General features: G+C 69.7%; 11 protein-coding genes. 3 read left to right on the top strand and 8 right to left on the bottom strand.

Features of this window, described 5'->3' with window-relative positions; translation table 11 throughout:
- Positions 1-24: 24 nt before the first annotated feature.
- From AB0L64_RS04695 to AB0L64_RS04685, 3 genes are read left to right on the top strand one after another with little or no spacing between them, the layout of a single operon-like run.
- The gene (locus tag AB0L64_RS04695) at positions 25-372 is read left to right on the top strand and encodes a hypothetical protein (protein WP_363707693.1); all 348 of its coding nucleotides are present in this window, start codon (positions 25-27) and stop codon (positions 370-372) included.
- Positions 369-992, top strand: a complete 624-nt coding sequence (locus AB0L64_RS04690) for a hypothetical protein (RefSeq protein WP_363707691.1) — start codon at positions 369-371, stop codon at positions 990-992. Before AB0L64_RS04695 ends, AB0L64_RS04690 begins: the two co-directional genes overlap by 4 nt.
- A complete protein-coding gene (locus tag AB0L64_RS04685; protein WP_363707689.1) occupies positions 977-3808 on the top strand; it encodes a hypothetical protein in 2832 nt (943 codons plus the stop codon). The genes AB0L64_RS04690 and AB0L64_RS04685 overlap by 16 nt, the downstream gene beginning before the upstream one ends.
- On the opposite strand, the gene AB0L64_RS04680 is transcribed toward AB0L64_RS04685, so the two are convergent.
- The 8 genes from AB0L64_RS04680 to AB0L64_RS04645 all read right to left on the bottom strand — a co-directional run bounded on the left by AB0L64_RS04680 (position 3801) and on the right by AB0L64_RS04645 (position 13050).
- Entirely contained in the window at positions 3801-4256 is a 456-nt protein-coding gene (locus tag AB0L64_RS04680; protein WP_363707687.1) for an NUDIX hydrolase, read from the bottom strand. The two genes, AB0L64_RS04685 and AB0L64_RS04680, sit on opposite strands and share 8 nt — an antisense overlap.
- Positions 4257-4272: 16 nt before the next feature.
- Positions 4273-5577: a cytochrome P450 gene (locus AB0L64_RS04675; protein WP_363707685.1), complete on the bottom strand. Its 1305-nt coding sequence runs from the start codon at positions 5575-5577 to the stop codon at positions 4273-4275.
- Between the two features lie 295 nt (positions 5578-5872).
- Positions 5873-6667, bottom strand: coding sequence for a DUF2785 domain-containing protein (locus AB0L64_RS04670; protein ID WP_363707683.1), 795 nt, complete (start codon positions 6665-6667; stop codon positions 5873-5875).
- 187 nt (positions 6668-6854) lie between these two features.
- Positions 6855-7604, bottom strand: coding sequence for a hypothetical protein (locus AB0L64_RS04665; RefSeq protein ID WP_363707681.1), 750 nt, complete (start codon positions 7602-7604; stop codon positions 6855-6857).
- 1 nt (position 7605) lies between these two features.
- Positions 7606-8598, bottom strand: a complete 993-nt coding sequence (locus tag AB0L64_RS04660) for an ABC transporter ATP-binding protein (protein WP_363707679.1) — start codon at positions 8596-8598, stop codon at positions 7606-7608.
- Between the two features lie 282 nt (positions 8599-8880).
- Positions 8881-10086, bottom strand: coding sequence for a DUF4142 domain-containing protein (locus AB0L64_RS04655; protein ID WP_363707677.1), 1206 nt, complete (start codon positions 10084-10086; stop codon positions 8881-8883).
- A gap of 93 nt (positions 10087-10179) precedes the next feature.
- The gene (locus AB0L64_RS04650; RefSeq protein ID WP_359936884.1) at positions 10180-12483 is read right to left on the bottom strand and encodes a sodium-translocating pyrophosphatase; all 2304 of its coding nucleotides are present in this window, start codon (positions 12481-12483) and stop codon (positions 10180-10182) included.
- A 237-nt stretch (positions 12484-12720) separates the two neighbouring features.
- Positions 12721-13050 (bottom strand): STAS domain-containing protein, encoded by a 330-nt coding sequence (locus AB0L64_RS04645; RefSeq protein ID WP_355475853.1) that lies wholly within the window; start codon positions 13048-13050, stop codon positions 12721-12723.
- Positions 13051-13129: the final 79 nt, after the last annotated feature.

The raw sequence follows: 13129 nt of genomic DNA, 5'->3' as shown, positions 1-13129 counted from the left end.
CCGATCAGCGGCGAAGGAGAGACCGTGACGACAGACGACGCCGTGCGGAACGGACCCGTTCCGTATCGCGAGGTGAGCGAGCCCGGATACGCCGAGCAGGCCGCCGGGACGTTCGTCATCGAGAACTTCGGAGTCGGTACGTCGCTGCTCGGCGGCCGCTGCCCGCGCTGCGACGCCTCGATCGAGGTCCCGTTGCTCGACGACGTCTTCCGCGGTGATCTCGGCAGCCGGCCGGGCGGCGGGACCGGTGCGCCCGGCGGCATCCGCTCGGTGCCGATCATCTGCACCTGTGCCGAGGCGCACCCCGGCCGGCCCGCGGACCGGGTCGGCTGCGGCGCGTACTGGATCTTCGACGTCCCGGCCGGCTCATGACCGACCGTCCGGCCGCCGGCCGCGCGGCCACACCGGCCGATCTCCGGCGGGCCCAGCAGCTCGACGCGATGCGCCGTACCGAGCTCCTGCGGGTCCGGACGGCGGCGACCCAGTGGCGCAACGGCCTCGCCGGCCTGCTCGTCGCACTGATCGGCTTCAGCCTGGTGAAGGGCCGCTCGGATATCGGCGAGCTCGCCTCCGGGGCAGCCGTCGCGGTCGGCCTGCTGCTCCTGCTCGCCCTGGCGACCGGTGCCTCCGGTGCGCTCTACCTGCTCCGGGCGGCCAACGGTCGGCCCTCGGTCGTGCAGGTCAGTACGCTGCCGCCGGGCCCGATCGCGGACCACCGTGAGGCCCAGGACGCCGCACGCGCACTGCGCCGCGGCATCGCGCTCAGCCTGACCTGTGCGGCGCTGCTGACCGCTGCGGTCGCCACAACCTGGTACGGCCCGGCCAAGGACCAGCCGATGGTCGAACTCACGACCGACAGCGCTGTGCTCTGCGGTGCGGTGATCCGGATCGACGACGACCAGGTCACGCTCCGGACCAGCGCGGGTGAGCGGCTGGTCGAGCTGGGCAAGCTCAGGGCGATGCGGGCGGTGGGCTCATGTCCCGGCAGCTGATCGACGCGCTGCTCGCACGGGTGGCCCGGTGCGAACAGGATCCGGCCAGTGACGCCGTACTCGGTCCTGCGGTCGACGACGAGCTGGAGCGGCTGACCGCGCTCCCCGGCTTCCCGCAGGACCTCGAGGCCCGGTACGTGGTCGGGCTGGTGCTCTGGTGCCGCTGCGTCGCGCTAGGCCCGGACGGCGAATTCGCACTCAGCAAGGCCGTCGACATGCTCGCACCGATCGCTCATCAGCTGCCGTACGCCCTGCCTGAGGAGCTGCGGCACTGGGTGCGGATCCGCGAGCAGGCCGTCGCGGAAAGTGTCGAGGCGATGCAGGAGGTCGACCGGTACTACGAGTCGAGGAACCTCGAGACCCTCGACCGGGCGATCACCCTGCTCACCAACGCCGCGCATCGGCTCGACGACACCAGACCCGCCACGGCGACGTTCCTGTTCGACCTCGGGAACCTGTTCTGGATCCGCTATCAGCACACCGGTCTGCCGATCGACCTGTCCATCACGGCCGATGCGATCACCAAGGCGACCGCAGCCGATGAATCGGGGTACCTGCTCGGGCGCGACGGGCTGCTCAACGATCAGGCCTCCCAGGTCTACGCGGTGTGGGAGCGTGACGGCTCACTGGAAACCCTGCAGGCCGCGGTCGACCTGCAACGTTGCGCGTTCCGGCTCGCCACGACGGACCGGCCGTCCCAGGCCGCATCCCTGGCGTATCTGGTGCAGATGGGGTACGAACGCACCGGCCGACGGGAACTGCTCGACGACGCGATCGCCACGTCCCGGTGGGCGGTGGCTCAGGAGCCGGCGAACGGATCCGCGCTGCTCAACCTCGCCCATGCCCTGACTCATCGCGCCCGCGCCGACCAGGACACAGTGGTCGCGCACGAGGCCGTCGACCACGCACGGCGGGCGGTCGGCGCCGTCCCCGCCGCCCACCGTGGACGCGCGCTGCAGATCCTCGGGAACGCACAACGCGTCGTACACACGCTCGCGCCGGAGCCCGCGGTGCTCGCCGAGGCCGTGGAGACGCTGCGGCAGGCGGTCGCCGAGACCGATCCTGAGGACCCGGACCACGTTCGGCGGCTGATGGCGCTCGCCGACGCGCTGCGGGCCGCGGCGAGCGACGAGTCCGAAGCTGCGGAGGCGGTTGCACTGGCACGACGTGTTGTCGCTGCGACGACCCCGTCCTCACCGGAATTCCACGTCCGGCGCGCGGTCGTCGTCACGGCCCTCGTCAAGCAGCACGAGCTGACGAGGGACGCTGCTGTCCTGGCCGAAGCGGTCAGCGAAGGCCGCGCGGCGCTCAAGGTCACCCCTTCCGACTCGGTCGAGCTGCCCTCGGTCGTCCGCGCCCTGGTCAGAGCGCTCAGCTCCGGCCGGGTTACCGCCGACCGCTCCGACGTACTCCAGGAAGCCGTCGACCTCGTCCGCGACTGCATCGGCCGGATCGCGCCCTCGCACCCGGAGGCCGACGCGCTGGCCGGTGATCTGGCTGCCCTGGAGGCCGACCACGCCGACGCCCAGTTGCTGCGGTACGTCGAGACGCCCGACGACGCCGCCCTCGACCGGATCATCGCCTCGGCCGAAGCCGGTACGGCGGCAACCAGCACCGCACTGACGACGCTGTGCGAGGCGCTGCGCCTGCGGTTCGAGGCGTACAGCGAAGTCACCGACCTGGACCGATCCATCGAAGCCGGTCTGCGGGCGATCGACGAGCTCACCGACCAGCCGGAGCCGCTGAGTCGTGCGCAGGTCGCCGTGGGTTTCAGCCTGCGGCTGCGCTACGAGCGGACCGGGCACCTCGCCAGCCTGGACGACGCGATCGAGCTGCTGCGCCGATCAGCGGCGGCCGCCGAGGCGCAGCCCGGCAGCGCGTTTTTGGCCGCACGGCTCAACATGCTCGGCAACGCGCGGTGGGAGCGGAGTATGCGCGACCAGGACGCCGGGCTCCTGGAGAGCGCGATCGCCGACCTCCGACGCTCGGTGGAGCTCGGGAGTGCGGCCGGTGCCGTCGATCCCGGCCACCTCAGCAACCTCGCGCTCGCCGTGCGAACCCAGTACGAAACGACCCACGAGCCGGCGCTGGTGGACGAGTTGGTCGAGATTCTCCAGCGCGCGGTGCGGGAATCCAGGCCGGACAACAACCGGCTGCCGGTGTTCCGGTCGAACCTCGCGATCGCGTTGACCGACCGCTACGGGCGCGACGGGGATCTCGCGGATCTCGACGCCGCGATCGCCGTCCATCACGAAGTCCTCGCCGCGCCGACGGCCGGGCCGGCGTTCCGGGCGGGGAGCCGGACGAACCTGGCGCACAGTCTGGTCCAACGGTATCGGCGGACCGGGGACCGCGAGACGCTGCGATCGGCGTTCGCCGAGTACCGCGCCATCGTCGGCGAGACGTCGCACCCGCCGATCGGGCGCTGCCAGGCGGCCTTCGCGTGGGGTGCGCTGGCGGCCGAGGTGCAGGACTGGGCGGAGGCGCTGGAAGCGTACGCGGCGGCGATCGCCCAGCTTCCGCTCGTGGCTCCACGCTCGCTTGATCGCGCCGACCAGGAACACGGCCTTCGCCAGTTCACCACGCTCGGCCCGGACGCCGCAGCCGCCGCTCTCCAGCTGGCCGATGCGGCGAGCGATCCGGCACTCGCCGGCGAGCTTCGCGCCCGCGCCGTCGAGCTCCTCGACCAGAGCCGCGGCATCCTACTCACCCACCAACTGGAGGCCCGCAGCGACCTCTCCCGCCTGCGCACCCACGCCCCCACCCTCGCCGCCCGCTTCGAGAAACTGCTGGCCCTGCGCAATGAGGTCACCTGACGCGCTTGCCGTGCTCGCAGAGTACGACGATGCCCTCCTGGGCCGCTTCGACCGCAGCCTCGAGACGGTCCGCGAGCAACGGCTTGCCGAGCGTGCGAACCTCGGCCGGCGTGTACAGGCCGGCCGACAGGATCTCGCCGTCGGCGAAGCTGAAGGCCGCGACGTCGGCGTCCGTCACGACACCGCCGTCGAAGACGAAGATCATCCCGTCGGGTCTGCCGTCGTACGCGTGCACGTGATCGACGACCAGCAGCCTCCCCACCGGGCGCTCGCTGCCGAGCTCCTCGCGCAGCTCGCGCGCCGCCCCGGCCCACGGCGACTCGTCGGCCTCGACGATCCCGCCGGGGATCTCCCAGTTCGGCTTGTACGACGGCTCGACCAGCAGGACCCGTCGGTCCACCGCCCGGAACAAGACCCCGGCCGCCGTCCGCTTCTTCGGCAGGTCCACGAAGGACCTGACGCCGTCAGCCGGCGGCTTGTTCGGTGGTGGCGCGGTGTAGCTGGACCGGGAGGGACTCGACGCCGTAGACGATGGAGAAGTCGCGGAAGCGGAGCTGCTCCTCGGGGACGGCCAGTGCCAGGTCGGGGAAGCGGTGTGCGAGCGCGGTGAACGCGGCGCGGAGCTCCATCCGGGCGAGTTCGGCGCCGACGCAGCGGTGCATGCCGTGGCCGAAGGCGAGATGCGCGGCGGACACCGTACGACGGGGGTAGAAGTCCTCGGCGTCCGACCCGAAGACCACCTTGTCCCGGTCCGCGCCGGACAGCGACACCGCGACCAGGTCGCCCTTCTTCACCTGGTGCCCGAACAGCTCGTGGTCGTGCCGGGCGAACCGCGGGAACGCGACCTGCACCACGGTCAGGTACCGCAGCAGCTCCTCGACGATCCCGTCGACGGCGCCGGGTTCGTTGCGGATCCGCTCGAAGTTCTCCGGATCACGCAGCAGCACCAGCGTCCCGAGCGCGAGCATGCTGGCCGACGTCTCGTACCCGCCGAGGAACACACCGTCGGCCAGTCCGCCGAGCTCCACGTCGTCGAGCGCGTCGCCCTGGGCACGGATGATCGACCCGATCAGCCCGTCGCCGGGGCTCACCCGCTGCTTCCGGACGATCTCGAACAGGAACTCCCGCGACTCCGAAGCCGACCCGAACAGCCCGATACCGCCGCCGGACATGTCGAACCGGGCCGGACCGAGCGCCCGGAACCGGTCGCGATCCTGCTCCTCGACCCCGAGCAGGTCCGCGATCAGCAGGAACGGCACGTTGAAGGCGAAGTCGGAGACGATGTCGGCGACCGGGCCCTTGGCCTCCATCAGATCCAGCTGGTCGTTGACGATCTTCTCGATCGCCGGCTCCAGCCGCGCCAGCCGGCGCTTGGTGAACTCCGGCGTCAGCAGCTTCCGCAGCCGGGTGTGGTCCGGCGGGTCGGTGAAGCCGAGGCCGCCGATCCCCTCCGACGGCTTGTTCGGGTCCGAGCCGACCAGCGGCCGGATGTCGTGGCTGTAGTCCTCTTCGTTGGAGAGCACGTACTTCGCCTCGGCGTGCCCGCTGACCACCCAAACGTTCAGCCCGAACAGGTGCGCCAGCTTGTGCACCGGCTCGGTCTCCCGGACCGCGGCCAGTTCCGGCACCGGGTCCACCCCGTGCCGGCGCAGCGGCATCGAGACCTGGCTGGGGAACATCCGCATCTTCGACAGGTCGAGACCACCCTTGCGGGTGGACCTGTTGAGGATCCGGCTGCCGACCCAACGCTTCAGGTATGTCGCAACCATGACTTCTACGCGCCCTCTCTCAACTGCGCCCCCAGGCTCTTGTCGGTAAAAGCTAACCTCGCGGGGGGACCAGATCTGATGGTGTTGGCACTACTCCGGTAGTGGCGTTGGCACCACCATGGGAGGGGGCCACGGCATGCCAGCAGAGACATTGTCATGCACAGAGGCTCCGTTGCCACCGGAACCCACCTGTACTGCGCCCCGGACTGTGACATGGCGTCGCTCAGGGAGTTTTCAGGGAAACCAGCGACGAAAGTCGGATGCGCGATCCGTCCGCAGATCGTTGCCTGGACGCTCAGAGGTAGTACGGAGTCACGATCCGGAGCACGTCGGCCAACTTTGTCTTGACCTGCTCGCGTTGCGGGACCTGTGTGAGTTTCTTCGCATCTCCCACCCGCAGACCGTGATCGGCCAGGACGTACACCACCCGCAGCGTCCGGATCGTGTTCGTCACCTCGGGCGTGATGCCTTCGGCCGGCGGGTTCGACAGCACCCGGATCGCCGGGTCCAGCCAGTCCGTGGCGTCGCTGCCGCTCAGGTCGGAGCGGGTCAACGTGGCCGCGAGCGCATACCCGAGGCGGTCGTCCTCCATGTCGCGCAGCACGTACGACGTCGGCGTCAGCAGCCGCCCGATCCCGAGCCGCAGCATCTGCACCGGCTCGACCGCCTCGTGCAGCCCGAGCGTCCCGAGCAGGTCCGCACCGTGTGCGACCGCGTGCAGCCAGCCGAGCTTCTCGTCGTACCCGCGCAGGTCCTCCTCGCCGACGTACCAGCGCTCGAAGGGCGGCACCCAGCTCGGCTCGAAGACCCCGGCCGACACGATCGAGTCCAGGATCAGCGGAGCGAACGTCCGCGCCTGGATCTCCGGGTCGCCGAACCGCGGCACCATCAGGTCGCCGAGCGCCCGCAACTCGTCCGCGGACAGCACGCCACGCCCGATCCAGGTCGCCAGAACGGAGTACGCGTGCCGGTCCCGGACGACGGGATCCGGCGACCGCAGCATCCCGGCCAGCTCGGCCACCAACTCGCCCAGCGGCCGTCCTTCGGGAACCGCGTCATCGGTGTCGCGCACCTGAGCCCAATCGGTCATGCGCGGCACGGTAGACGTTTGCCGGGCCACCGGCCACCCCAGGACCGGACAGGGAAACGGCCCGCGGTCCATCCGGAGACCGGATGCACCACGGGCCGTCGCGGCCAGGACCCCTCAGCCCGGCCGGGCCCCTGCCCCGGTCAAGGGCCCCTCAACCTCCGACCGGGGTGGACTTGAAATCACGCGGTCACGCGTCGCGCTTGCTCGCCGAGAACAACGCGATCGCCATCAGCACCGCGGCCCAGGCCGCGAAGTACAGCAGCGCCCACCACGGACCCATCGCGTACTGCGCGTCGGCCGGCGGACCGTTGACGCCGAAGTCCTGGCCTTGGTTCAGGAACGAACCGGCGTTCTGGAACGGGGACCAGCGCGACATGTCGTCGCCGACCTTCGGGATCAGGTTGAACAGATTCTCGACCAGCAGCGGCCACAGGATCAGGATCGCGATCGCACCGGCGCTCTGCCGGATCAGGATGCCGACCGCCACCGCGATCACCGCGGACAGCGCGAACACCAGCCCCTGGCCGGCCAGCAGCCGCCATTCACCGGCGGTGTTGATGGACAGGTCCGCGCCGTCCTTGAAGATGTTGCCGATCCCCCAGGCGCCGAACGACGCGATCAGCCCGACGAGGGCGGACAGCGCGGCAACCACAGCGGTCTTGCCGAGCAGCAGCGCCGCCCGCTGCGGCACGGCCTGGAAGCTGGTCCGGATGGTGCCGAACCGGTACTCGGTCGTCACCGCCAGCGCGGCCATCACCATCATCACCATCTGGCTGAGCTGCGCTCCGCCCTGGGTGAGGCCGATGGTCACCGGGCCCTCGGAGAAGCCCGAGGCCAGCGCCGCCAGACCGAGCGTCAGTACGGCGGCGACGACCATGCACCACCACGGTGAGCGGGTGGAGAAGAGCTTGATGCGCTCGACTGCGATCACCGACATGTCAGTTGTCCTCCTTCGGACCCGCGGCCACCTCGGCGGCCTCGGGGGCGTCGAGCGAGGTCACAGCGGCGATCTCCTCGTGCGCGTGGTACTCGACCGAGTCACCGGTCATCTGCATGAATGCCTGCTCCAGCGAACCGCGCTGCAGCGTCAGCTCGTGCAGCACGATGCCGTGCGCGGCGGCGGCCTCGCCGACCTGGTCGGTGGTCAGGTCGCCTTCGACGAACAGCACCTTGCCCTGGTCCTCGACGTCCTCGATCCGGGTGGCCAACTGCTGCTGGCTCAGGACGGCGGCGAACTGGTCGAGCTGCGGAGTCCGCACCTTCACCGTCGTCCCGCTGGCGCGGTCGACGAACTCCTGGGTGCTGCTCTGCGCGATCAGTTTGCCGCGGCCGATGACGACCAGTTCCTCGGCGGTGAGCGCCATCTCGGACAGCAGGTGGCTGGAGACCAGCACGGTCCGGCCCTCGTCGGCCAGCCGGTGCATGAAAGTCCGGATCCAGACGATGCCCTCCGGGTCGAGACCGTTCACCGGCTCGTCGAACAGCAGCACCTCCGGGTCGCCGAGCAGCGCGCCGGCGATCCCGAGTCGCTGCGACATGCCCAGCGAGAAGGCGCCGGCCCGCTTGTTCGCGACCGAGCTCAGGCCGACCATCTCGAGCACCTTGTCGACCGATGACTTCGGCAACTTGTTGGACGCGGCCATCCAGGTCAGGTGGGCGCGCGCCGAGCGGTTCGGGTGCACCCACTTGGCGTCCAGCAGCGCGCCGACCTTGGTCAGCGGCCGGTGCAGGTCCCGGTACCGCTGCCCGTCGATCGTGACCTCGCCGGACGTCGGGGTGTCGAGCCCGAGGATCATCCGCATGGTGGTCGACTTGCCGGCCCCGTTCGGGCCGAGGAAGCCGGTCACCTTGCCGGGTTTCACCTCGAAAGACAGGTTGTCAACGGCAACTGTCGTGCCGTATCGCTTGGTGAGGCCCTTTGCCTCGATCATCGCCGTGCTCCTCGTCAGATGGCGTGAAATCGTCCCCGGTCGGGCGGGATGTGTCGTGATGAGATCAGTATCGAGGCCCACCCGGTGCTGAGCATCGGACCCCGGGCGGATCCGGTGTGTCCACCCGTGGGTTGATTCTGCCGTCGGCACCCGAACGACTGCTATCGGTTAACTCCCTGACCACGACCCCGACGATCCCCCATCCCGCGGGGGAGCACATCAGCCGAAAGTCGACGGCGGGCGTACTTCGGTCGACCGTTGCTGGAAGTGACTACCAAAAGATCAGTCGACCGGAACGCCGTAGAGCACGAGGTTCTGGCTGTAGCGGTGCGCCGCACGGTCGTACGAGCCGGTGCAGGTCACGAGCGCCAGCCGGGGCTTCGCCGCGCCCTGGAACAGGTCGGCGGGCAGGGCCTCCTGCTTGTACGTCCGGCGCGCCACGATGCGGTACCAGTGCTCCTCGCCGTCGCCGCTCGTCACGCCGACGGTGGTGCCGACCGGTACCTCGGACAGCGCCGCGAACACACCACGCCCGCGGGTGGTGTCCACATGTCCCGCGAGCAGCACTGTACCGCCGTCAGCGCCCGGCGCCGCACCGGCGGCCCACCAGCCGACGTCTGCGCTCGACTTGGGCACCTGCAGCTGGCCGTTGGCGCCGGTACCAACCGGCTGCACCGCTGCCTCCAGGACACCGGGCAGCTTCAGCCGGACAGGCGGTACGGCGGCCTCCCGTTCCGCGGCCGTCTTCCCCGCGGCCGGGACCTTTCCCGTGTTGGCGGGCTGTCCACCGAACAGCATGACCAGGCCGGCTCCCAGTGCGATGACGCCGGCCAGACGTCGCCGTACCGAGATCGACTTGCCGACCAGCAGCAGAACCAGTCCGATGCCGAGCAGGATCACCGCGGCCCGGGCACGGGCCTTCTCCGCGTCCGCGTGCTGGCCGCCGTCGCCGGTCGGCACCACCGGAGTGCCGGTGCTGGTCTTGCAGGTCCCTGTCACCAGGCGCTGATGCATCTGGAGTACAGGCTTGGCGCCGTCCGCCAGTGACTCGACAGCCGGCGACGCGCTGATCGGCAGCTCACCGTTGACGAGCGCCAGGTACTGCTGATGCTCCTGCCGCTGCAGGGCCAGCCAGGCAGCGTCGTACCCGGCTGTCCCGGCTTTGGCCGCGACAGCGTTGAGTTGCTGGCGCTGCGTCGCAGAGGGCTCTGTCGGCAGCAGGATGTTGAGGCGGGTGGCGACGTCGAGCTCCTGCGCCGAGAGCTTGCTGTGGTCGCGCTCGAGCTGCGCGGCGGCCCGTCGTACGCAGGCGGTCTTGCCCTTGGTCGTCGCGGCGTGCGCGGACTCGATGATCGTGAGGTTGATCTGGTGCGCGGCATTGAGGTACGCGACATCCGGCTGCGGCGTCGCGGCGTTCGCCGGCTGCAGCGCGCCGAGCACGCCCACCGCGACCAGGAGCAGCAGCGCGGGCACCCGGGCGATCCTCACAGGACGACAGTAGAAGAGCCGACGGCCCCGGGTCCAGACATGCGAAACGGCCCGCCGGACAGGCCGGCGGGCCGCTTCGCAAGGTATCGCGAATCAGGCGGCGGCGTTCACCTCGGCCGGCGTGTCGGCGATGACCGACTCCCGGCGCTTGGAGACGAACACGGCGGCGGCCAGGATCACCACGGCCACGACCGCGATGATGATCCGCAGCGCGGTGTTGGTGTCGTCGCCGATCGCCGACATCCCGACGACCGCCGGAGCGATCAGCACCGAGACCAGGTTCATCACCTTGATCAGCGGGTTGATGGCCGGACCGGCGGTGTCCTTGAACGGGTCGCCGACGGTGTCACCGATGACGGTGGCCTCGTGCGCGGGCGAACCCTTGCCGCCGTGGTTGCCGTCCTCGACCAGCTTCTTGGCGTTGTCCCAGGCACCACCGGAGTTGGCCAGGAAGACCGCCATCAGGGTGCCGGCGCCGATCGCACCGGCCAGGTAGCCGGCCAGCGCCGAGGCGCCGAGGCCGAAGCCGACGGCGATCGGGGCGGTCAGCGCGAGCAGACCCGGGGTGGCCAACTCCCGCAGCGAGTCGCGGGTGCAGATGTCCACGACCTTGCCGTACTCCGGCTTGCCCGTGCCCTCCATGATCCCGGGGATGTCGCGGAACTGGCGACGGACCTCGTAGACGACCGCACCGGCGGCGCGGCCGACGGCGTTGATGGCCAGACCCGAGAACATGAACACGACCGCGGCGCCGAGGATCAGACCGACCAGCGTGCCCGGGTTGAACACCAGGGCGTCGGCCTCGAACTTGGCGTACTGGTCGCCCAGCGAGGACCGGATCGCGTCGGTGTAGGAACCGAACAGCGCGGTCGCGGCCAGCACGGCGGTGGCGATCGCGATGCCCTTGGTGATCGCCTTGGTGGTGTTGCCGACGGCGTCCAGCTCGGTGAGGATCTGGGCCGCCTCGCCGTCCACGTCGCCGGACATCTCGGCGATGCCCTGCGCGTTGTCGGAGACCGGGCCGAAGGTGTCCATCGCGACGATGACGCCGACAGTGGTGAGCAGACCGCAGCCGGCCAGCGCGATCGCGAACAGCGCGACCACACCGGAGCCGCCGACCAGGAAGGCGCCGTACACGGCCGCCGCGATCACCACGGCGGTGTAGACGGCGGACTCGAAGCCGACCGAGATACCGGACAGGATCACCGTGGCGGCACCGGTCAGCGACGACTTGCCGACGTCCTTGACCGGCTTGTCCTCGGTGCCGGTGAAGTACCCGGTCAGCGCCAGGATGACGGCCGCCAGGACGATACCGATGATGACCGAGATGGTCGCGATCAGCCGCGGGTCGCCGTCGGTCGCGGCGATCGACTCGCTCGCGCCGGTCAGGTCCTTGAAGCTGCTCGGCAGGTAGACGAACGCCGCCACCGCACACAGCACACCGGAGATCAGCGCGGAGATGTAGAACGCCCGGTTGATCGTGCGCAGGCCGTTCTCGCCGGTCCGCGGACGGGTCAGGAAGACGCCGACGACGGCGGTGAGCGCGCCGATGGCGGGCACGATCAGCGGGAAGATCAGGCCCTGCTCGCCGAACGCGGCCTTGCCCAGGATCAGCGAGGCCACCAGCATCACGGCGTACGACTCGAACAGGTCGGCCGCCATACCGGCGCAGTCGCCGACGTTGTCACCGACGTTGTCGGCGATCGTCGCGGCGTTCCGCGGGTCGTCCTCGGGGATGTTCTGCTCGACCTTGCCGACCAGGTCCGCGCCGACGTCGGCGGCCTTGGTGAAGATACCGCCGCCGACCCGCATGAACATCGCGAGCATCGCGGCGCCGAAACCGAAGCCCTCGAGCACGGTCGGGGCGTCACCCTTGAACAGCAGCACGACGAGCGCGGCGCCGAACAGGCCGAAACCCACGGTCGCCATACCGACGGTGCCGCCGGTGCGGAACGCGACCCGCATCGCCGGGTTGCGGCCCTCGTCCCGGGCGGCCGCGGCGACCCGGACGTTGGCGCGCGTCGCGAGCCACATGCCCAGGTAGCCGATCGCGGCGGAGAAGCCCGCGCCGACCAGGAAGAACACCGAGCGGAAGATCTTCAGCGTGGTCTCGTTGCCGCCGTCGGTGTGGGCCGGCAGCAGGAACAGCAACAGGAACGCGACCACGGCGAAGATCGACAATGTCCGGAACTGCCGGTTCAGGTACGCCGAGGCGCCTTCCTGAACCGCCGCGGCGATCGTCTTCATGTTCTCGGTGCCATCGTTCGCGGCAAGCACCTGGCCCCGGAAGACCATCGCGATGACGACCGCGAGAATCGCGATCACCCCGACAACGATCACCAGTGTGGTGTTGCTCGACGAAAGATCCACCGCTTGTGGAGCAAGCAGCGCGGACATCCGTCCTCCTTGTAGGCAACCCATCCAGGCTTGACGGCCCCCGTCTGCCGCAACCGAAGGGTTGGGGAAATACGACACAGCGCCAATGGGCTGGCGCGGTGGGTTACTCTAACGGGTTCCCGACCAGACCTGACGACAGGGTGGTCTACGCCATACCGGGTCGGCCCGGCAAGACCCCTGCCGGAACCTGGGCGGAACAATCACCGAAAGTAGCGAGGCGGACACCGTTTCGCTTCATCAGATCGCCGAGGCGACGTCCGGGTGGATGTCGAAGACCTTGGTCAGGCCGGTGATCCGGAAGATCTTCAGCAGCCGTTCCTGGGTGCAGACCAGGGACAGAGATCCGTCGTGGGTGCGCACCCGTTTCAGGCCGCCGACGAGGACACCGAGACCGGTGGAGTCCAGGAACTCCACGCGTTCCAGGTCGATGACGATGTCGTAGACGCCTTCTTCGACGAGCGTGGCGATCTTCTCCCTGAGCTTCGGTGCGGTGTAGACGTCGATCTCCCCGGCAACCTCGATGACGGTTCGCCCGCCCTCGGCGCGCGCGGTCAGCGACAGATCCACTTCAGCCTCCGATCCCATGAACTGCTGCATTCAACCATGTACGGACCGTGAGAAGACCCGTTGCCGAAAACTCTTTCAT

Source organism: Kribbella sp. NPDC051936, from assembly GCF_040680955.1.
Lineage (GTDB): Bacteria > Actinomycetota > Actinomycetes > Propionibacteriales > Kribbellaceae > Kribbella.
This window is presented reverse-complemented; position numbering and strand designations above follow the sequence as displayed.

Excerpts from the sequence above, each read along its gene's own strand:
- AB0L64_RS04690 (WP_363707691.1), top strand. The coding sequence starts at position 369 with ATGACCGACCGTCCGGCCGCCGGCCGCGCGGCCACACCGGCCGATCTC.
- AB0L64_RS04685 (WP_363707689.1), top strand. The coding sequence starts at position 977 with ATGTCCCGGCAGCTGATCGACGCGCTGCTCGCACGGGTGGCCCGGTGC.
- AB0L64_RS04675 (WP_363707685.1), bottom strand. The coding sequence starts at position 5,577 with ATGGTTGCGACATACCTGAAGCGTTGGGTCGGCAGCCGGATCCTCAAC.
- AB0L64_RS04670 (WP_363707683.1), bottom strand. The coding sequence starts at position 6,667 with ATGACCGATTGGGCTCAGGTGCGCGACACCGATGACGCGGTTCCCGAA.
- AB0L64_RS04665 (WP_363707681.1), bottom strand. The coding sequence starts at position 7,604 with ATGTCGGTGATCGCAGTCGAGCGCATCAAGCTCTTCTCCACCCGCTCA.
- AB0L64_RS04660 (WP_363707679.1), bottom strand. The coding sequence starts at position 8,598 with ATGATCGAGGCAAAGGGCCTCACCAAGCGATACGGCACGACAGTTGCC.
- AB0L64_RS04650 (WP_359936884.1), bottom strand. The coding sequence starts at position 12,483 with ATGTCCGCGCTGCTTGCTCCACAAGCGGTGGATCTTTCGTCGAGCAAC.